At 64.8% G+C, this 18,695-nt stretch carries 16 protein-coding genes; 7 read left to right on the forward strand and 9 right to left on the reverse strand.

Features of this window, described 5'->3' with window-relative positions:
• Positions 1-51: 51 nt before the first annotated feature.
• Positions 52-1,173 (reverse strand): phosphate ABC transporter substrate-binding protein PstS, encoded by a 1,122-nt coding sequence (gene pstS, locus QFZ30_RS19175; protein ID WP_307078955.1) that lies wholly within the window; start codon positions 1,171-1,173, stop codon positions 52-54.
• Between the two features lie 233 nt (positions 1,174-1,406).
• On the opposite strand from pstS, the gene QFZ30_RS19180 reads away from it, so the two are divergent.
• The 5 genes from QFZ30_RS19180 to QFZ30_RS19200 all read left to right on the forward strand — a co-directional run bounded on the left by QFZ30_RS19180 (position 1,407) and on the right by QFZ30_RS19200 (position 7,938).
• On the forward strand, positions 1,407-2,534 hold the full coding sequence (locus QFZ30_RS19180; RefSeq protein WP_307078957.1) for an FUSC family protein: 1,128 nt from the start codon (positions 1,407-1,409) through the stop codon (positions 2,532-2,534).
• 71 nt (positions 2,535-2,605) lie between these two features.
• Positions 2,606-3,979 carry a DNA repair protein RadA gene (gene radA, locus QFZ30_RS19185; RefSeq protein ID WP_307078958.1) on the forward strand — a complete coding sequence of 458 codons (1,374 nt, stop codon included), beginning with the start codon at positions 2,606-2,608 and terminating at the stop codon, positions 3,977-3,979.
• A 184-nt stretch (positions 3,980-4,163) separates the two neighbouring features.
• Positions 4,164-6,323, forward strand: a complete 2,160-nt coding sequence (locus tag QFZ30_RS19190) for an amylo-alpha-1,6-glucosidase (protein WP_307078960.1) — start codon at positions 4,164-4,166, stop codon at positions 6,321-6,323.
• A 195-nt stretch (positions 6,324-6,518) separates the two neighbouring features.
• Complete coding sequence (locus tag QFZ30_RS19195) at positions 6,519-7,286, forward strand: aspartate/glutamate racemase family protein (protein ID WP_307078962.1); 768 nt, start codon at positions 6,519-6,521, stop codon at positions 7,284-7,286.
• Positions 7,287-7,296: 10 nt separating this feature from the next.
• Positions 7,297-7,938 (forward strand): GntR family transcriptional regulator, encoded by a 642-nt coding sequence (locus tag QFZ30_RS19200; protein WP_307078964.1) that lies wholly within the window; start codon positions 7,297-7,299, stop codon positions 7,936-7,938.
• Between the two features lie 4 nt (positions 7,939-7,942).
• Here the strand turns inward: QFZ30_RS19200 and QFZ30_RS19205 are convergent, their stop codons facing one another.
• Both QFZ30_RS19205 and QFZ30_RS19210 read right to left on the reverse strand, forming a co-directional pair.
• Positions 7,943-8,956: a pirin family protein gene (locus QFZ30_RS19205; protein ID WP_307078966.1), complete on the reverse strand. Its 1,014-nt coding sequence runs from the start codon at positions 8,954-8,956 to the stop codon at positions 7,943-7,945.
• Positions 8,949-9,455, reverse strand: a complete 507-nt coding sequence (locus QFZ30_RS19210) for a MarR family winged helix-turn-helix transcriptional regulator (RefSeq protein WP_307078968.1) — start codon at positions 9,453-9,455, stop codon at positions 8,949-8,951. The genes QFZ30_RS19205 and QFZ30_RS19210 overlap by 8 nt, the downstream gene beginning before the upstream one ends.
• Positions 9,456-9,546: 91 nt before the next feature.
• Here QFZ30_RS19210 and QFZ30_RS19215 point away from each other — a divergent pair, with 91 nt between their 5' ends.
• Together QFZ30_RS19215 and QFZ30_RS19220 are read left to right on the forward strand one after the other, a co-directional pair.
• A complete protein-coding gene (locus tag QFZ30_RS19215) occupies positions 9,547-10,602 on the forward strand; it encodes an LLM class flavin-dependent oxidoreductase (protein WP_307078970.1) in 1,056 nt (351 codons plus the stop codon).
• Between the two features lie 102 nt (positions 10,603-10,704).
• The gene (locus tag QFZ30_RS19220; RefSeq protein WP_307078972.1) at positions 10,705-10,884 is read left to right on the forward strand and encodes a DoxX family protein; all 180 of its coding nucleotides are present in this window, start codon (positions 10,705-10,707) and stop codon (positions 10,882-10,884) included.
• 22 nt (positions 10,885-10,906) lie between these two features.
• Here the strand turns inward: QFZ30_RS19220 and QFZ30_RS19225 are convergent, their stop codons facing one another.
• From QFZ30_RS19225 to QFZ30_RS19250, 6 genes are all read right to left on the reverse strand, one after another.
• Positions 10,907-11,950, reverse strand: a complete 1,044-nt coding sequence (locus QFZ30_RS19225; protein WP_307078974.1) for an NAD(P)-dependent alcohol dehydrogenase — start codon at positions 11,948-11,950, stop codon at positions 10,907-10,909.
• Between the two features lie 33 nt (positions 11,951-11,983).
• Positions 11,984-13,438, reverse strand: coding sequence for an aspartate ammonia-lyase (aspA, locus tag QFZ30_RS19230; RefSeq protein WP_307078975.1), 1,455 nt, complete (start codon positions 13,436-13,438; stop codon positions 11,984-11,986).
• A gap of 88 nt (positions 13,439-13,526) precedes the next feature.
• Positions 13,527-15,041 (reverse strand): CoA-acylating methylmalonate-semialdehyde dehydrogenase, encoded by a 1,515-nt coding sequence (locus tag QFZ30_RS19235; protein ID WP_307078977.1) that lies wholly within the window; start codon positions 15,039-15,041, stop codon positions 13,527-13,529.
• Between the two features lie 11 nt (positions 15,042-15,052).
• Entirely contained in the window at positions 15,053-16,054 is a 1,002-nt protein-coding gene (locus QFZ30_RS19240) for a D-2-hydroxyacid dehydrogenase (protein ID WP_307078979.1), read from the reverse strand.
• Positions 16,054-17,124, reverse strand: a complete 1,071-nt coding sequence (locus QFZ30_RS19245) for a tartrate dehydrogenase (RefSeq protein ID WP_307078981.1) — start codon at positions 17,122-17,124, stop codon at positions 16,054-16,056. The genes QFZ30_RS19240 and QFZ30_RS19245 overlap by 1 nt, the downstream gene beginning before the upstream one ends.
• A complete protein-coding gene (locus tag QFZ30_RS19250; RefSeq protein ID WP_307078983.1) occupies positions 17,121-18,665 on the reverse strand; it encodes an aldehyde dehydrogenase family protein in 1,545 nt (514 codons plus the stop codon). Before QFZ30_RS19250 ends, QFZ30_RS19245 begins: the two co-directional genes overlap by 4 nt.
• Positions 18,666-18,695 lie beyond the last annotated feature (30 nt).

The raw sequence follows: 18,695 nt of genomic DNA on the forward strand, positions 1-18,695 counted from the left end.
TTCCCCGCCCCGCCTTGCGGCAGGGCAGGGAACTCGGTTCAGGATCAGGTACTAGGACTTGACCTTGATGGTATCAATGGCCTTTTTGGCCTTCTCGGCCAGTGCGGCGGAGAGCGGTGCGGACTTGGCGGAGTCAGCGGCCGCCTGCTGGCCTTCCTCCGAAACAACATAGTTCTCGAAGGCCTTCACCAGGTCAACAGTTTCCTGCTTGTCGTAGGCGGAGCAGACAACGTGGAAGGAAACCAGGACGATTGGGTAGGCGCCCTCAATGCTGGTCTTGCGGTCCAGCTTGATGGACAGGTCGTTGGCAGTACGGCCTTCAACGGGCTTGCCGGCGTCAACGGCCTTGGCTGCTGCATCGGCCGAGATTTTGGTGAAGGACTCGCCTACCTTGATCTGCGCGACACCGAGCTTGCCGCTGACGGCAGAGTCATCAGCGTAGGTCACGGCGCCCGGGGTGTCGGTGACGGTCTTGACCACACCTGAGGTCCCCTTGGCGTTCTCACCCTGCAGGGTTGCCGGCCAGATGCCTGAGGACGTGTCCGTCCAGACCTCGGGGGCCGCGGCCGCAAGGTAGTCGGTGAAGTTGGTGGTGGTTCCGGAGTCATCGGAGCGGTTCACCGGGGTGACCTTGGTGTCCGGAAGGGTTACGCCCGGGTTGAGGGCAGCGATGGCCGGGTCATTCCAGGTGGCGATTTCGCCGCGGAAGATTTTGGCCACGGTGGGGGCGTCAAGCTTCAGCTCGGTGATGCCCGGGAGGTTGAACGCAACAGCGATCGGGGAGATGTAGACCGGAATGTTGAGTGCGCCGTCAGGGCCGCAGACGGTCTGGGAGGATGCGTATTCGTCATCCTTCAGGTAGGCGTCCGAGCCGCCGAACTGTGCCGAACCGTCCAGGAGTGCCTTTCGGCCTGCACCGGAGCCATCGGGCGAGTACTGGACGGTTGCGCCCTGGTTGGCGGATGCGAAGCTGGTCTTCCAGGCATCCATGGCCGCACCCTGTGCGGAGGAGCCGATGCCGGTCAGCGTGCCGGTGACCTTGGGGCCGGCTGAAGTCTGGTTGCCTGCAGGCGGCGCGCCCGTGACGTTGTCTGAGCCGCAGGCGGAGAGCGCGAGTGCGCCGGCTGCGATAACAGCGATAGCCGCGTGGCGGCCGAAGCGGAGTGCCTTCACTAGATGTACCCCTTCCAGGGTTATTCAGTTGCGGGCAGGGCCGGAGAAGCCCTACAGCGCGATGCGTACGTTGTGTACCTCCTACGAATTTATGGGCCGCAGGTAACGGGACGGGCGGCCCAAAGTGAACGGAAAATTAACGACGGCGGGATATTGGCTTACATCTGCAGCGTCACCATTGCGTACATCACATGTCCGGCCGTAGTGCGCCGCCGGTGAATAGACTGGAACGCATGGCCGCCGCAGCAGGACTCTCAGCAAGCCGACGCTTCCTTCGCGGCCGCATCCGCACCGGCCTGATCCGAAGCCGCAATTCACTTCTTCCGGCCATCCAGATGACAGTCTGCGCGGTGGGGGCCTATGCCTTCGCCGAGTACGTGCTGGGACACTCCGGTCCGCTTTTTGCCGCCACGTCGTCCCTGCTCGCGCTGGGGTTTTCCCGCGATCCGCGCCTGCGCCGGGTAGTGGAGGTGGGCCTTGGCTGCACCATCGGCATAGCGGTCGGTGATTTGCTCCTCCACTGGCTGGGCGCCGGAATCTGGCAGGCCGCCGTCGTTCTTCTGTTCTCCATCCTGCTCGCCCGGTTCCTGGACAGCGGCACCCTCTTCACCACGCAGCTGGGGCTGCAGTCGCTGCTGGTGGTGCTGCTGCCAGCGCCCGACGGCGGGCCTTTCACCCGCAGCCTTGACGCAGTTGTGGGCGGGCTGTGCGCCCTGTTGGTCACCATCCTGATCCCCAAGGATCCCCGCCGGGAGCCGCGCAAGGACGTCCAGAACCTGCTGCATGAACTCGCCGAGGTGCTGCGGGAATGCGCAAGCGCCTTGACCGACAGCGACTCCACCCAGGCATGGCATGCGCTGATCCGGGGCAGGAACTGCCAGCCGCTGGTGGATGGCATGCGCCAGTCGCTGCGTGCCTCCGGTGAGGTGGCCACCCTGGCACCGGCCTATCGGAGGCACCGGGATGAGCTGGACCGGCTGGATCAGTCGCTGGATTTCATCGACCTGGCCCTCCGTAACAGCCGCGTTTTTGCGCGCCGGCTGACCAGCGCCATCAACCATGCTGCGCTGTCCGATGAGGCCAATGGGAACATCGCCGAGGTGCTGGAGGAGACCGCTGCCGCCATCGACGAGCTCTCGCTCGGCCTTGCCGAGACGCACGACGGCGTCCGCCGCGCCCACCTGCGGACGGCCCGGCAGGACCTGAGCGAAATCGCGCTGCGGCTGCACCCCAAGCTCCTGGAGGTCCAGCGGCTGGAGGGCGAGACCGTAGTGATGCTGTTCCGGCCGCTCATGGTGGACCTGCTGGAAGCCACCGGAATGGATTCGCGCGAGGCACGGGACGTGCTTCCCGCGCTGTAGCTGGCTTTCGCGTCCGGGCGGCGGTGCCGGCGCGCGCTTGAATGTCCGCCCCCGCCGCTAGGGTGGAACCCATGGCAACAAAGACTTCCCGGGCCTCCAAGGCGCCCGCCTACAAGTGCGCCGAATGCGGCTGGACCACGGTCAAGTGGGTGGGCCGCTGCGGCGAGTGCCAGGCCTGGGGCACGGTGGAGGAAACCGGCGCCGCCGTCGCGCGCACGACGGCGGCAACAACGGTTCTGGAGCCCGCCCGCCGGATCGCCGAAGTGGACGCCACCACAGCAGCCTTCCTGCCTACCGGGGTTGATGAGTTGGACCGCGTGCTGGGCGGAGGCCTGGTGCCGGGTGCCGTTATCCTGCTGGCCGGCGAGCCTGGCGTGGGCAAGTCCACCCTGCTGCTGGACGTTGCCGCCAAATTCGCCCGCACCGCACAGGACGTCTTATACGTGACAGGTGAGGAGTCGGCAGCGCAGGTGAAGCTGCGCGCCGAGCGGATCGACGCCGTCGCGGATTCCCTCTATCTGTCCGCGGAGACGGACCTGGGGCAGGCCCTGGGCCAGGTGGAGAAAATCGAACCGCGGCTGCTCATCGTGGACTCGGTCCAGACCCTCAGCAGCGCTGACGTGGACGGCAGCGCCGGCGGTGTTTCACAGGTCCGCGAGGTGGCCGCGTCCATTATCGCGTCGGCCAAGAGGCGCAACATGACTACGCTGCTGGTAGGCCACGTGACCAAGGACGGCTCCATTGCGGGACCGCGGCTGCTTGAGCACCTGGTGGATGTGGTGTGCCAGTTCGAAGGCGAGCGGCACTCCAGGCTCCGGCTGCTGCGTGCGGTCAAGAACCGCTATGGGCCCACCGACGATGTGGGCTGCTTCGACCTGAACGAGGACGGCATCGTGGGCCTGGCTGACCCCAGCGGGCTGTTTGTCAGCCGGACCAAGGAGCCGGTCTCCGGCACCTGCATCACCGTGACCATGGAAGGCCGCCGGCCGCTGCTGGCCGAGGTGCAGTCCCTGCTTGCTGAAAGCCCCAACTCGCAGCCCCGCCGGGCCACCAGCGGCCTGGACAGTTCACGCGTGTCCATGCTGCTGGCCGTGCTGCAGCAGCGCGCAGGCTGCCTGCTGCACAAGGACGATTCCTACGTGGCCACGGTGGGCGGCGTGAAACTCAGCGAACCCGCCACGGACCTGGCAGTTGCCTTGGCCGTGGCCTCGGCCAAGGCCCGGAAACCCCTGCCCGTCCGCCTGATCGCGTTCGGCGAAGTAGGCCTGGCCGGGGAAGTCCGGCCGGTGCCCGGCATTAACCAGCGCATCCAGGAAGCCCACCGGCTGGGCTTCACGCACGCCGTGGTCCCGGCCAGCCACAACGGTCCCGGCCCCATCCCGGCCGGCTTCTCCGTGCGGGAAGTGGAACACCTGACCGAGGCGCTGAGTTTGTTGATCGGGTAGGGTTTCAGCCAGCCTTTGGACCGGCTCCTGGATCAACGCCAGTGCCGTCGAATGCCGTCGTGAGGGGGTCTGGCGTCGGGGAGTAAGCAAGCGTAGCGTCAATTGGAGAATTGGCGGCGGCGGCACAAACGCCTGACCAACAGGGCCAAGGCACGATGGCGTCGGTTTCTTGAGGGGGCCCGCGATGGCTGGATGGAACGCTGACACCGCGGCCGGGCCATTGGGGGCGGGAACAGTTACTCTGGTCGAGGGATCGTCTTTCTGCATTTCCTTGCAGAACGGCGATATCCATTCCGAACATCCACATGGTGTTTTCTACCTCGACACCCGCATCCTGTCCGGCTGGATCCTCACCATTAACGGCCAGCCACTTGAGCCGCTGGCCGCGGAGACGAAGGAACCGTACCGCGCCCTGTTTGCCGGCCGCGTGCCCCGCTCGGATGGATATGCCGACAGCCCGCTGATCGTGGAGAGGCTGCGCGAAGTGGGAGCCGGCATCCAGGAGCAGGTCACCGTGCGCAATTACTCCCTGGAGCCGGCCGAATGCCTGATCTCACTTCGGGTTGAGGCGGATTTCGCGGATCTGTTCGAGGTGAAGGACGCGCGGATCCAGCGGCGCTGGAAAGAAACCCGGGACGTGGACGGTGATTCGTTGACCATCTCGGCTGCCTGGCAGGACATCCGGAAGGGCCTTCTTGTCCAGGCTCCCGGGGCCGATGTCACGAAGGATGCCTTGACGTACCGTGTGTCCGTCGCGCCGCACAGCCAGTGGAGCACGGTGCTCACCGCAGTGCCCAGCACCGAGGCAGCGAGTCCTCCGCCGCCGTCATTCGTCCATCCTGAGGGCAACGAATTGTCCCCCCGGGACCTGCGGCGACGGGAATGGGTTGCCAAGATTCCAGTGCTGCACATGGGAAACCGCTCCATCGAGCGGACTCTGCGGCGCAGCTATGACGACCTGGGCGCCCTTCGGATCGAGGATCCAAACCATCCGGACCGGGTGGTGGTGGCCGCTGGCGCGCCCTGGTTTATGACCCTGTTCGGACGGGACTCGCTGTGGGCCTCCATCATGGCGATGCCGGTGGATCCGTCTCTGGCCTTGGGCACGCTGCAGACCCTGGCGGACCGTCAAGGCAGCGTGGTGGATGAGATGAGCGAGGAGGAGCCGGGCAAGATCCTTCATGAAGTCAGGCTGGACGTCTCCAGCGGATTGTCCCTGGGCGGAAAGTCCTCCTACTACGGCAGTGTGGACGCGACACCCCTGTTTGTGATTGTCCTTGGAGCAGTCAGCCGTTGGGGATTCGCCGCGGACACCATCTCAGCCCTGTTGCCTCACGCGGACCGTGCGCTGGAGTGGATACGTGATTACGGCGACAAGGACGGCGACGGGTTCGTTGAGTATGAGCGCCTCAACCCCCAAGGTCTCATCAACCAGGGCTGGAAGGACTCCTGGGATGGCATCAACTTCGCCGACGGCCGTCTGGCTGAGGGGCCCATCGCCCTCTGCGAGGTGCAGGCCTATGTCTACGACGCGTATATGGCTCGCGCGTGGATGGCGTACGACGCCGGTGAGACGGCTTTGGGCGACGAACTTGCGGATCAAGCGGCACAGTTCAAGAAACGGTTCAACGAGCAGTTCTGGATGCCGGAGCGCGGCTACTACGCCGTCGCGCTGGACGGAAAGAAGCGGCAGGTCGACGCTTGCGCGTCCAACATGGGCCACTGCCTATGGCACGGCCTGGTGGACGCGGACAAGGCGCCGCTCGTGGCCGAGCGGCTGATGTCCCCGGAGATGTTCAGCGGTTGGGGCGTGCGTACGCTGGCCAGCGATATGGGCGCCTATAACCCCGCCAGTTACCACAACGGATCGGTCTGGCCACATGACAACGCGATCATCCAGGCCGGCTTGCTGCGCTACGGTTTCGTGGCGGAGGCACAGAGGATCACCACGGCGCTGCTGGAGGCGGCCGAGTACTCTGGCGGCCGCCTGCCCGAGCTGTTCTGCGGCTTCAACCGGGAGCAGTTCGCCGAGCCGGTGCCCTATCCGACGGCGTGCTCGCCACAGGCCTGGGCTGCGACCACACCAATCCAGCTGGTGACGAGCCTGATGAGGTACGACGCGCATGTTTCCCGCGGTGGCGTTTGGATGGAACCCGTACTCCCGGAGTCCTTCGGCAACCTCCACATCACTAACGCGCCCATGGCCGGCGGCAGGATCACCATCGATATCGCCGATTCCGTCCCATCTGTCCAGGGGCTGCCCGAAGGGATGGTGTTCCATCAGGGGCACCGCCCGTGGCTGGCCGAACTCGTAGAGCAAGCGGGTCGGCGCCGAAAGGCCTGACGAGGCCACAGAAGGCCAGTACGGCAAGTATCTTCCCTCAGAGCTGTACGCAATACGCAGTGTGCAATATATTGGAGGGGACATGTTCCGCCGCCTTGCTCGATGAAGAGAACCATCATGACCACGCCGATTGACACCTTGAGACAGGCTCCAAGCCAAGCCAGCATCAAAGCCCCTCCACCACGTGGAGTTCGCATGCGACGCCCTGCGGGACGCCGCAGGGTGGTTGGCATCCTCGGGGGCATGGGACCTGCCGCCACCGCGGACTTTTACCTCAAGCTGGTTCAGGCAACGCCGGCCACCATTGACCAGGAACACCTCCAAGTGCTCATATGGTCGGATCCGACCATCCCTGATCGGACGGAGGCCCTCCTCGCGCAAGGAGCGGATCCAACGCCGGCGCTGATCGCCGGCGCCAAGTTACTGCAGGAGGCAGGCGCAGAGATGCTCGCCATTCCCTGCAATACCGCACACGCCTTCCTCGCCAAGGTAGAGGTAGAAGTGGATCTCCCGATCGTCCACATGATCGAGGAAACGGCCAACCGCATCCATCTGCTACAGCCCACCATTCAGCGTGTGGGTCTGCTCTCCACTACGGGCACGCAGAAGGCCGGCCTCTATCAGGCCTCGCTGGCAAAGAAGGGCATCCAGGTTCTCTCGCCCGGCCCTCAGTCCCAAGCGAATCTGGTCATGGCGTCCATTCGCGGCATCAAGGGAGGGCAGAGCGGCCTCGCGGTCAAGTCGCAACTGGTCCGTGCCGCTCAAGAGCTTATGGATGCCGGGGCGCAGGCAATTATCGGCGGCTGCACTGAGGTTCCCGTGGGTTTGGCAGCGGCTGACATCGCCGTGCCCTTCGTCGATCCTGCCCGCATTCTCGCTGAATCAGTGGTGCAAAGAGGGCTCGCACTGCGTGATGCAGCGTACAGTATGCAATATGCCGCTAGTCCGCCAAAGCACCGTTGACCGACCCAAAATGAGTGAGGCAGCCTACGAGCGGCTGCGCGATGCAATCGTCCGCGGCGACCTGGTTCCTGGCGAAAAGATCAAGGATGCCGAACTCGCCGAAATGCTCGGACTCAGCAGAACGCCTGTTCGGGAAGCGCTCACGCGGCTGGTGGAAAGCGGACTGGTGGAGTCCAAACCCGGCGTGTACACCCGAGTCTCGACACTTAATCACCATGACATCGCAGCAACCCTTGCTGTTCTCAAAGCCCTGGACTCTCTGGCCGTGGAGACGGCCGTGCCTCGACTGACTGAGCGGGACTTCCGCACCATGCGTCAGGCGAACAGGAACTTCGCCGCGGCGGTGGACAGGCAGGACGTCTCCAAGGCTTTAGCTGCAGATGATGCCTTCCATCACGTGATCATTGAGGCGGCCGGCAATCCCGTCATCGCCCGCGTTGTCGAACAGTTGCATCCCCAGGTGCACCGTATCCTCTACCGCAAGTTCTCCGGACTCCTCGGCGGCGAGGAAACCATCAAGCACCACAAAGAACTCATCCTGACCTGTGAACTGGGAGATGCCCAAGCGGCGGCCACTTTGTCCGGTGAACACTGGTCTCATCTGAGCGACCTCATCAGCGGGCTGTTCGACTCCAATGAACTTTCGGACTAGCCTGTCAGCCTCTGGGACGCAGCTGGGCATTGGGCAGGACGGGGGCGGGCAGCGGTGCCGGATTTCCCTCCGGGAACGGCCCGAAGCGGGGATTCGGGGCGCCGTCAGAGTAGGTTCCGCCGGCTGGAGTGGGCGCGGGCTCGGCCCCGATCTCGGTCTGCCAGGCTGTCCGGTAAGCCACAATCTCATCATGGGAGCGGCCCACGAAATTCCACCACATGACGATCTGCTCTTGCAGGGGTTCCCCGCCGAGGATCATTGCCCTTCCCGGTCTTTGCCCCGCTTCAAGGATGACACTGCCGCGTCCGGGGCGCAGGTAATGCAGATGGTCAACGGCCATCGGCGTCCCGTTCAGAAACATGTCGCCGGTGTCGAGCAGGATTCCATGTTCGAATGAAGGATCCAGCTCCAGTTCCAGCCGAGCACCAGCGCGGAGCACGGCCTCGGCGCCCACCAGCGGCGGGGTGTAGCTGGCCACAGGAGACGAGGAGCCGGCCAGCGAGCCAAGGAAAACCCGCAATTCGCTGCCCTCTCCCCGCACCGGCTCCGGGGCGTAGTGCTCAAACGTCGGGGGCATGTTCCTGGTTGCTTCGGGAAGGGCCAACCACAGCTGCACACCGTGCACCACTCGGGTATCGGGTGTGGAGAACTCCTGGTGCGAGATCCCCCGTCCTGCCACCATGAGGTTGACCTCGCCGGGCCGGACAATTGCCTCGTGGCCGGCAGAGTCGAGGTGGGCGACGTTGCCGCTGAACAGCCAACTCACCGTGGCAAGCCCGGTGTGGGGATGGCGCGGGACCCGCATGCCTCCGTGCTCGGGAACGGGGTCCGGACCGTAGTGGTCCAGGAAACACCAGGCGCCGATGAGGCTGCGCTGTTTCTGGGGAAGGGTTCGGCGCACGGGCATGGCGCGTGGACCGCCCAGCGGAACCTCCCGCGGTGCCAGCAGCTCAACCGGGGCGGCCATATCGCCCTCGGCGCAGATGATCTCTTGGGGTACGCTCTCGAGGTTACTCATGGACCTGGCCTCCGTCTTGGGTCGAGGAGATCTGCTGCAGGTGGCGGCGCAGGCTGGTCGCGACCCCTTGGGCTGCTTCGAGTTCCTCGGGCGTCAGTGCCTCAACGAAGAGCCGGTGGACAAGGCGCAGGTGTGATGTTGATGAACTGCGGAACGTCCGGGCTCCCTCGTCGGTAAGCTCAACCTCTGCTCCTCTGCTGTCAGTACCCGAGCGGTGCCGGCGGATGAGCGCGCGGGTTTCCATGCGACCTAGGTGGTGCGACAACCGGCTGCGCTCCCAGCCGATTTTCTCCGCGAGTACCGAGGACCGAAGCCGGCGTTCGTCAGCCTCGCTCAGGGCCAGGAGCACGGCATAGTCACCGGGTGACACTCCGGACGTTGACTGCAGCCCTGAGGCCAAGGCCTGCCGTATGGCCTCAGCCGTCTCGACATACTCGCGCCACGCCGCCAGTTCGGCGGGATTAGGGCTCCGCCTGGCGCCATTCCTGCTGTGATTCATCAACCCATGCCCTTCGCTTGACAAGTCAACCATACGGCGCAATGATTGACGCGTCAATTACATCATTGACATGTCAATTAGAGGAGTCTCCATGAGCGAAGTCATCTTCGGGCTGGACACCTTCGGTGACGTCCCCACGGACGACGCCGGGGCGCCCGTCAGCCACGCCCGTGCAATCAGGCAGCTGGTGGACGAGGCGGTGATGGCAGACCAGCTGGGCGTCGATGTCTTTACGGTAGGCGAGCACCACCGTCCTGAGTACTCGGTGTCCGCCCCCGAAACCGTGCTGGCTGGCATGGCCACCCGCACGTCCCGTATCCGTCTCGGATCGGGGGTGACGGTGCTCAGCTCCGATGACCCAGTGCGGGTCTTCCAGCGGTTCGCCACCCTGGATGCCCTCTCGAACGGTCGTGCTGAGGTCATACTCGGCCGGGGCTCCTTCACCGAGTCGTTCCCCCTCTTCGGCTACGACCTCAGCGACTACGATGTGCTCTTCGAGGAGAAAATTGAGCTCTTCGCCCGGCTCCTCAAGGAAAAGCCGGTCTCGTGGAGCGGCACCGTCCGCGCTCCCCTGGTCGACGCCGATGTGTACCCCAAGACCGAGGGCGGCCTCAGCACGTGGGTGGGGGTGGGAGGATCTCCCCAGTCCGTGGTCCGCACGGCGAAGTACGGGTTCCCCCTCATGCTCGCCATCATCGGTGGTCAGCCGGAGCGGTTCGTGCCCTATATCGACCTTTACAAGCAGGCGGCAGGTCAGTTCGACACGACAGCGTGGCCGGTAGGAATGCACTCGCCGGGATTCATCGCCGACACGGACGAGCAAGCCAAGGAGATTTTCTGGCCCCACTACAAGGTGGTGCGGGACCGCATCGGTGCCCTCCGCGGCTGGCCAGCCGTCCGTCGTGAGGAGTTCGAGGCGGAGACCCAGCACGGCTCGATGTACATCGGCTCGGCTGAAACCGTTGCGAAAAGGATCGCGCGCACCGTGTCCTCGATGGGGGTAGGCAGGTTCGACCTGATCTTCAGCTCCGGAGCCCAGCCCATCAGCGCACGCCTGAGGGCGGTCGAACTCTATGGCAGCAAGGTCGTTCCGATGGTGCGCGAGATACTCGCCGACCACGACCGGCAAGGGTCTGTAGTCGCATGACCGGCACCGTCGGCCAACCTGCAGACAGCGCACTGGCCAGCCCTTTGCTGGCCGGATGCCGGCAAAGTCATTCGGCCAAAACCGTCATAAACCCTGCCCGCGGTGCTGAATGTAGCCACCATCCTGGTCCCCACCGCCGCGACCGGGGTCTTCCTGCTGATGACCGGGGCGGCCATCACGCACGCCCGACGCGGAGAGACTCCCAACGCCATCATCAACATCGTCCTTGGTATCCTCGCCGCCGGTGTCGCCATCGCCCGCTTTGGCCCCTACAGTTTCTGAGCCCGGTCATCGTGACGCTCGCTCAGAACGTGGCTGCGTCAATCACGAAGCGGTACCGCACATCGCTGGCCATGACCCGTTCATAGGCGTCGTTGATTTTGCTGGCCGGTATGACCTCCACCTCGGCGCCGAACCCGTGGGCAGCGCAGAAGTTGAGCATTTCCTGCGTCTGACGGATGCCGCCCATCTTGGACCCGGCCAGGCTGCGCCGGGACCCGATCAGTGACCAGGCACGTTGCGTCAGCGGCTTCGAAGGCAGCCCCACGAGAACCATGGTGCCGTCCACCGCAAGCAGGGAAAGGTACTGGTCGACGTCGATATCGGCGGAGACCGTGTTGATGACCAGGTCAAAATAATCTCTCAGGACCTCGAAGGTGGCAGGATCCGACGTTGCGTAGTAGCCCTCCGCCCCGAGCCGGAGCGCGTCCTCCTGCTTCTTGAGCGACTGGCTGAGCACCGTGACCTCGGCGCCCAGGGCTGCTGCGATCTTGACGCCCATGTGACCGAGCCCGCCCATGCCGATAATGGCCACTCGTTTCCCCGGCCCGGCGCCCCAGTTCCGCAGCGGCGAGTACATCGTGATCCCGGCGCACAGCAGCGGTGCGGCAGCTTCGAGCGAAACGCCGTCCGGAATCCGCACTACATAGTTCTCGTCCACCACGATGCCCGTGCTGTAGCCGCCTGCGGTTGGCAGGCCATCCCGGCCCACCGAGTTGTAGGTGCTTATTGATCCAGCCAGGCAGTACTGCTCCTCGCCGGCCAGGCAGTTGGCGCATTCACGGCAGGAGTCCACAAAACAGCCCACGCCCACACGATCGCCCACTGCATAGCGCGTCACCTTGGCTCCCACGGCTTCGACTACACCGGCAATCTCATGGCCCACCACCACCGGATATTTGACTCCAGCCCAGTCACCCCGCGCGGTGTGGATGTCTGAGTGACATATTCCAGTGAATTTAATGGCGATTCTGACCTCGGATTCGCCGGGTTCGCGTCGTTCAACAACGCCGGGTTGCAGTGGGGACGTGGCCGAAGTGGCGACATAGGCCTTTGCAAGGGTGGGCATATTGTGGCTCCTTAGCTTCATGGCCGGCCTTGGCTACAGCGGCAGCGGGTCCGGAGTGCGGGCTTGCGGGTTTGCCAGGTGCTCCGGTCGCAGAATCTCGTCCAGTTCGACGTCGGTCAGCAGCCCCTGCTCGAGAACCAGGGAGGTGACGCTGCGGCCGGTTGCCAGCGCCTCCCGGGCGATGGAGGTTGCCGCGTCGTAGCCGATGAGCGGGTTGAGGATGGTGACGACGCCGATGCTCGCCTCGACCTGGGAACGCAGGTATTCCTTGTTGGCTGTGATCCCGTCGATGCAGTGATCGGCCAGGGTGGTGCACGCTGCGGTGAGGTGGGTCAGGCTGGCGAACAGGGAGCGGGCGATGATCGGTTCAAACGCGTTCAGCTGCAGCTGTCCTGCCTCGGCCGCCATGGTGATGGTGAGGTCATTGCCGATGACCTCGAAGGCTACCTGGTTGACGACTTCCGGAATGACCGGGTTGACCTTGCCGGGCATGATGCTTGATCCTGCCTGGCGCGGGGGCAGGTTGATCTCGGCGAAACCTGCCCTGGGTCCGGAGGACAGCAGCCGCAGGTCATTGCAGATCTTTGACAGCTTCACGGCGACGCGTTTCAGCGTCCCGGAGAACAGTACGAATGCCCCGCAGTCCTGGGTTGCTTCCACAAGGTTGCCTGCTGTCACCAGCGGCAGGCCGGTGAGGCGCTGAAGATGTGAGCACGCTTCGGCAGCGTACCGAGGATGAGTGTTAATGCCTGTGCCGATGGCGGTCGCGCCGAGGTTGATCTCGTGCAGGTGAACCAAGGCCTCACGGATCCGCCGTTCGTCCTCGTCCACCATCACCGCATAGGTGCTGAACTCCTGGCCCAGGGTCATGGGAACGGCGTCCTGCAGCTGGGTCCTGCCCACTTTCACTACGTCGTCGAACTCGACGGCTTTGCGAGCCAGTGCTTCGCGGAGATGTGCCATGGCTGACAACAGAGCGTACGTGCCCTGGATGGTAGCGATCTTGATCGCCGTGGGGTACACGTCGTTGGTCGATTGACCCATGTTCACGTCCCCGTTGGGGTGAATCACGGAGTACTCGCCCTTGGCCTGCCCCAGATGTTCAAGCGCACGGTTGGCGATCACTTCGTTGGCATTCATGTTCGTTGAGGTTCCGGCTCCGCCCTGGATGACATCCACCACGAACTGGTCCAGCAGCTGGCCCTGCTCGATGTCCTGGCAAGCCTGCTCGATTGCATCCTTCTTCACCGCATCAATCAGGCCCAGATCGAAGTTCGCCAGCACCGCCGCGTGCTTCACCTGGGCAAGTGCGCTGACCAGCCCCGGATAGGCGGAGATCGCCGTGCCCGTTATCGGGAAGTTTTCGACAGCGCGCAAGGTCTGGATGCCCCAGTAGGCGCCGGCCGGGATCTCCCGGGACCCCATGAAGTCCTGCTCCTTCCGGCTGCATTCGGTCAGGAGAGGGGAGGATGCAGTGTTCTCTGCCATGTGAATCCTTCTCATCGAGTGCTCCATAGGTGCCCTTTTGGGCTCAAAAAGGCGGTTGTGGAGCAATCGATGGGTTTGTAATGGGGTGTTAGTTGGAGGGGAAGTTGTAGGAGGCGCCGGAGGCGTGGGTGGGTTCGGGCCAGCGGGAGGTGACGACTTTGCCGCGGGTGTAGAAGGAGACGCCTTCGGGGCCGTAGATGTGCTTGTCGCCGAAGAGCGAGGCCTTCCAGCCGCCGAAGGAGTGGTAGGCGACCGGGACGGGCAGGGGTACGTTGATGCCGATCATGCCCACGGTCACGGAGCGCTGGAACGTGCGGGCGTTGGCGCCGGAGGAGGTGAAGATGGCGGTGCCGTTCCCGTACGGGTTGGCGTTGATCAGCCTGATGCCTTCCTCCAGGTCAGCGACGCGGACGACGACGAGGACGGGTCCGAAGATTTCCTCAGTGTAGGCGGTCATCCCGGTCTTCACGTGGTCCAGAACGGTGGGGCCCACCCAGAAGCCGTCCTCGTGGCCCGGGACCACCAGGTCACGGCCGTCCACCACCATCGCCGCTCCCGCGGTTTCGGCTTCGGTGACGATCCGGACGATCCTGTCCTTGGAGGCCGTCGTGATGACCGGGCCCATCTCGGCGCCGGGGACGGTGCCGTTGTTGACCTTGACGGCCAGGGCGCGCTCTTCGACCTTCTTCACCAGCAGGTCCGCCGCATCGCCGACAGCCACGGCGACCGAGATGGCCATGCAGCGTTCGCCCGCGGAACCGAAAGCGGCCGCGGCGAGGTGGTCCGCGGCGTTGTCCAGGTCCGCGTCCGGCATGATGATCGCGTGGTTCTTCGCCCCGCCCAGCGCCTGGACCCGCTTGCCATGCTTCGTGGCGGTCTCGTGGACGTACTGGGCGATCGGGGTGGAGCCAACGAACGAGATCCCGTCCACGTCCGGGTGGGTCAGGAGCCCGTCCACGGTTTCCTTATCCCCGTGCAGGACTTGGAAGACCCCGTCGGGCAGGCCTGCGTCCTTCCAGAGTTTGGCGAGCAGCATCGAGGCGGAGGGGTCGCGTTCGGAGGGCTTGAGGATGAACGCGTTCCCGGTCGCGATCGCCATCGGCGCCATCCACAACGGCACCATCACCGGGAAGTTGAACGGCGTGATCCCGGCCACCACGCCCAGGGGTTCGCGGAAGGAGAAGACATCGATGCCGGTGGAGACCTGGTCGGAATAATCGCCCTTAAGCAGCTGCGGAATGCCGCAGGCGAACTCCACCACCTCCAGGCCGCGGCCGATCTCGCCCTTCGCATCCGAGAGAACCTTGCCGTGCTCGGCCGTGATCAGCGCCGCGAGCTCATCCACGTGGGAGGCAACAAGTTCGCGGAACTTGAACAGCACCGCAGTCCGCTTCGCCAGGGAAATATCACCCCAGGAATCCGCGGCCGCCCGGGCAGCGGCCACCGTGGCATCCAGATCTGCCCGGTTCGCCAGCCGCAGCTCAGCACTGACCCGGCCGGTAGCCGGGTTGTAGACCGGGCGGGTGCGGTCGCCGTCGCCCGGGGTTTCGGCGCCGCTGATGAAATGGCTGATCTGGGTGAGTGTCGTCGTTGACGTGGTCATGGCAGAGTTCCTTAAAAAGTGAGCGAGGGCTCAGGAGTTGAGACGAATCCCAAGGCCTTGTCCACGACGTTTCCCAGTGGTTCGCCGTTGCAATAACGCTTGAGGTTGTCCACAAAGAGCTTGCCGAGGTCGTCGAGGTAGCCTTCGGTGTCGCCGCTCATGTGCGGAGTGATGATGACGTTCTCCAGACCCCATAGCGGGTGTCCGGCCGGGAGTGGTTCCGGGTGCACAACGTCCAGGGCTGCGCCGGCGATGGAACCCGAGGTCAGCGCCTCAGTCAGCGCGGGCGTATCCACCAGCTCACCGCGCCCTACGTTGATCAGCCGGGCGGACGGCTTCATTGCGGCCAGCACGTCTGCACCCACCAGCCCTTTGGTGTCGGCGGTCAACGGGGCTGCGAGTACCAGGTAGTCGTAGTCACCAACGATCCCGGCAAGCTCCCGGGAGGAGTGGATCTGGCCAAAATCAGCGTCCCCGGGCCGGGCTGTCCGGCCCGCACCGCTGACCTCCATGCCGACGGCGCGGAAGAGCCGGGCGATTTCCCGGCCGATGGACCCGGTGCCCACCACCAGGGCGCGTTGGCCCTGGATCTTTCGCGTGGTCCTGTGCTGCCAGCGTTGTTCCTGCTGGAGCCTGAAGGAACCTTGGGAGTCCTTGGCCATGTCGAGGACGAAGCCGAGGGCGAACTCGGCGATCGCGGTGCTGAGGACCCCGCGGGAGTTCGTGTAGGTCACATCACTTGCAACCAACTCATCAAACATCAGCTGGCTGACGCCGGCCGCCGTGACATGGATCCACTGCAGGGACGAGGCCGCGCCCCAGTTCTCGCGGAGTGCGGGCGAGAAGGAGTGCCACTGGTACAGCACATCCGCGCCATCCATTGCCTCTGCGAGACCGTCAGCCTTGGTCAGCCGGACCTCTGCCAGTTCCTCGACTTCGGCCAGGCGTGGCGGGAGCGCTTCTCGGTAAAGGGCGGCGACGACGGGCCGCTTGGGTCCTGTAGCGCCGGTCATTATGCCGTCACCGGGGCGTGGGCGTCGATCGCGGTCAGGACGGCCGCGGTGAATTCCGACGTCGACGAGGTCCCGCCGACGTCGCGGGTGCTGTGACCATCGCGCAGGGCGGACTCGAATGCTGACTGAAGGTGCGCGGCCGCGTCGGGGTGGCCGAGGTGCTCCAGCATCATCGCTCCGGACCAGATCTGGCCCACCGGGTTGGCCAGGCCCTTCCCGGCAATGTCCGGGGCCGAACCGTGGACCGGTTCGAACAGGGACGGGAAATCACCCTCCGGGTTCAGGTTGGCGCTGGGCGCGACGCCGATGGAGCCGGTTACGGCACTGCCGAGGTCCGAGAGGATGTCACCGAGAAGGTTGGAGGCCACAATGACATCCAGCGTCCAGGGCTTCAGGACCAGGTGCGCCGCCAGGGCATCCACCAACTCGTGGGTCACGGTCACCCCCGGATATTGCCTGGCGGTTTCCTCGATCACTTCGTCCCAGAAGGGCATGGTGTGGATAATGCCGTTGCTCTTCGTGGCGGACGTCAGCCTGCCCTGGCGGGAAGCAGCAAGAGACGCGGCGAAGTGGGCGGCACGCGAGACTCCCAGGCGGGTGAAGATGGTTTCCTGCACGGCAGTCTCGTGCGGCAGGCCGCGATACATCCGCCCGCCGACCTCGGAGTACTCGCCTTCGTTGTTTTCGCGGACGATCAGGATGTCGATCGGCTTGTCAGACGCGAGAGGCGAGGTCACGCCGTCGAGCGTTCTGACCGGGCGGAGGTTGATGTACTGCTGGAACTCCCGGCGGATCGGGATCAGCAGACCCCACAGCGATTCCGTGTCCGGAACCTCCGGGGAGCCCACGGCGCCCAGGAAAATAGCGTCGTGCCTGGCGAGCTGGTCCAGCCCGTCGGCGGGCATCATGCGCCCGTTCCGGCCGTAGTAGTCCGATCCCCAGTCGAAATAGGTGAACGCCAGGTTCAGCCCGTGAATACCGGCGATCCGCTCGAGGCATGTGATGGCCGCGGGGACGACTTCTTTGCCGATGCCATCCCCGGCGATCACTGCGATGCTGTGCGTGCTCAAGGTGTGGTCCGCCCCGGTAGCCCGCCCAGCTGCTGCCAGCGTGACCCCGCCCCTGTGAGGTTGATGATGGTGTTTTTGGGTTCGGTCATCTCGCGGACCGCGTGCCGGACGCCTTCCCGGCCCACACCGGATTTCTTGAAGCCGCCGAACGGCATGGAGTCGATCCGGACGTCGCTGGTCTCGTTGATGACTACGGCGCCGACGTGCAATTTCTCCGCGATGGCCAGGGCGAGGTCGATGGACTGCGTGAAGACCCCGGCCTGGAGGCCGTACTCGGTGTTGTTGGCCGCATACACGGCGTCCTGGACCTCGATGAACGGCAGGATGCTGACCACCGGTCCGAAGACTTCCTCCCGGATCACCCGGCATTCCGAGGGCACATCGGTCAGGACAGTCGGCTCGTAGTACGCGTTCCGGCGCTGCCCGCCGGCGTGCACGGTGGCGCCGGCCGCCTTGGCTTCTTCCACCCATAGCTCCACACGCTTGGCCTCGGCCTCGGAAATCAGCGGCCCGACGTCGGTGCCCCGGTCAAGCTTCGGCCCGGTCTTGAGCGCCTTGGTACCGGTGGTGACCCGCTCCAGGACCTGGTCAAACAGCGAAATGTGCACGTAGACGCGCTGCACGGAAAGGCAGTTCTGACCTGCGACCCCGAAGGCTCCGGCCACGATCGCGTCGGCGGCGGCTTCTGCGTCGGCGTCGGCGCAGACAACCGTGGCGTTATTCCCGCCGAGCTCCGACAGGATCTTCTTCGCCCCGGCCGCGGCGGCGATGCGTTCTGCCGTGGCAGGGCCTCCGGTGAAGGAAATCAGGTCCACGCGCTCGTTGGTCACCAGCGCTTCGGAAACGCCGGGACCGGTGACGATCGCGGCGATGCGGCCCGACGGGACGCCCGCCTCGAGCAGCAGTTGGACAAAGGCCAGCCCGGTCAGCGGGGTGCGCGTGGAAGGCTTCAGCACGACGCCGTTGCCCCCGATGATTGCCGGGCCCAGCTTGTGCGCCACCAGGTTCAGCGGATCATTGAACGGCGTGATCGCCGCAACGATCCCCACCGGCTTGCGGCTGTACCAGCCGATCTTGCCAGCACCGGCCATGCTGTCCTCAAAACCCAGGGTCTCCCCCGTGAGCTCCTCGGAGGCCGCGGCGGAGAGCCGCAGGGTTTCAATGCAGCGGCGCACTTCGCGCTCCGCCTCATTGATGGTCTTACTGCTCTCGGCAGCGATGATGTTGGCGAACCGCTCAGCCTGCTCCCCCAAAAGCAGCACTGCCGTTTCAAGTGCCTGCCGGCGGGCGCGCAACGGCCACTCGTCCGCCTGGAGATGGCGATCGATGTGGGCGATGGCACGCTCCACGTCCTGCGACGTGGAGGTGCACACCCGTCCGAGCAGGACACCGTCTTCAGGATCCCGCACCTCCAAGGTCAGCTCGGCGCTCTGCCATTTCCCTTCGATAAAAGCTCCCCCGGGAAGGTTGGCAAATCGTGCGCGCCTGTATGCAGTTTCCTCTGTTTTTGGGCGCGCTTCAGCGACCGTTGATGATGACATGGGGACCCTTATCTTGCCTGTTGGTGAGAA

The organism is Arthrobacter pascens, assembly GCF_030815585.1.
GTDB lineage: Bacteria > Actinomycetota > Actinomycetes > Actinomycetales > Micrococcaceae > Arthrobacter > Arthrobacter pascens_A.

Excerpts from the sequence above, each read along its gene's own strand:
- QFZ30_RS19180 (WP_307078957.1), top strand. The coding sequence starts at position 1,407 with ATGGCCGCCGCAGCAGGACTCTCAGCAAGCCGACGCTTCCTTCGCGGC.
- radA (WP_307078958.1), top strand. The coding sequence starts at position 2,606 with ATGGCAACAAAGACTTCCCGGGCCTCCAAGGCGCCCGCCTACAAGTGC.
- QFZ30_RS19190 (WP_307078960.1), top strand. The coding sequence starts at position 4,164 with ATGGCTGGATGGAACGCTGACACCGCGGCCGGGCCATTGGGGGCGGGA.
- QFZ30_RS19195 (WP_307078962.1), top strand. The coding sequence starts at position 6,519 with ATGCGACGCCCTGCGGGACGCCGCAGGGTGGTTGGCATCCTCGGGGGC.
- QFZ30_RS19200 (WP_307078964.1), top strand. The coding sequence starts at position 7,297 with ATGAGTGAGGCAGCCTACGAGCGGCTGCGCGATGCAATCGTCCGCGGC.
- QFZ30_RS19205 (WP_307078966.1), bottom strand. The coding sequence starts at position 8,956 with ATGAGTAACCTCGAGAGCGTACCCCAAGAGATCATCTGCGCCGAGGGC.
- QFZ30_RS19210 (WP_307078968.1), bottom strand. The coding sequence starts at position 9,455 with ATGAATCACAGCAGGAATGGCGCCAGGCGGAGCCCTAATCCCGCCGAA.
- QFZ30_RS19215 (WP_307078970.1), top strand. The coding sequence starts at position 9,547 with ATGAGCGAAGTCATCTTCGGGCTGGACACCTTCGGTGACGTCCCCACG.
- QFZ30_RS19225 (WP_307078974.1), bottom strand. The coding sequence starts at position 11,950 with ATGCCCACCCTTGCAAAGGCCTATGTCGCCACTTCGGCCACGTCCCCA.
- aspA (WP_307078975.1), bottom strand. The coding sequence starts at position 13,438 with ATGGCAGAGAACACTGCATCCTCCCCTCTCCTGACCGAATGCAGCCGG.
- QFZ30_RS19235 (WP_307078977.1), bottom strand. The coding sequence starts at position 15,041 with ATGACCACGTCAACGACGACACTCACCCAGATCAGCCATTTCATCAGC.
- QFZ30_RS19240 (WP_307078979.1), bottom strand. The coding sequence starts at position 16,054 with ATGACCGGCGCTACAGGACCCAAGCGGCCCGTCGTCGCCGCCCTTTAC.
- QFZ30_RS19250 (WP_307078983.1), bottom strand. The coding sequence starts at position 18,665 with ATGTCATCATCAACGGTCGCTGAAGCGCGCCCAAAAACAGAGGAAACT.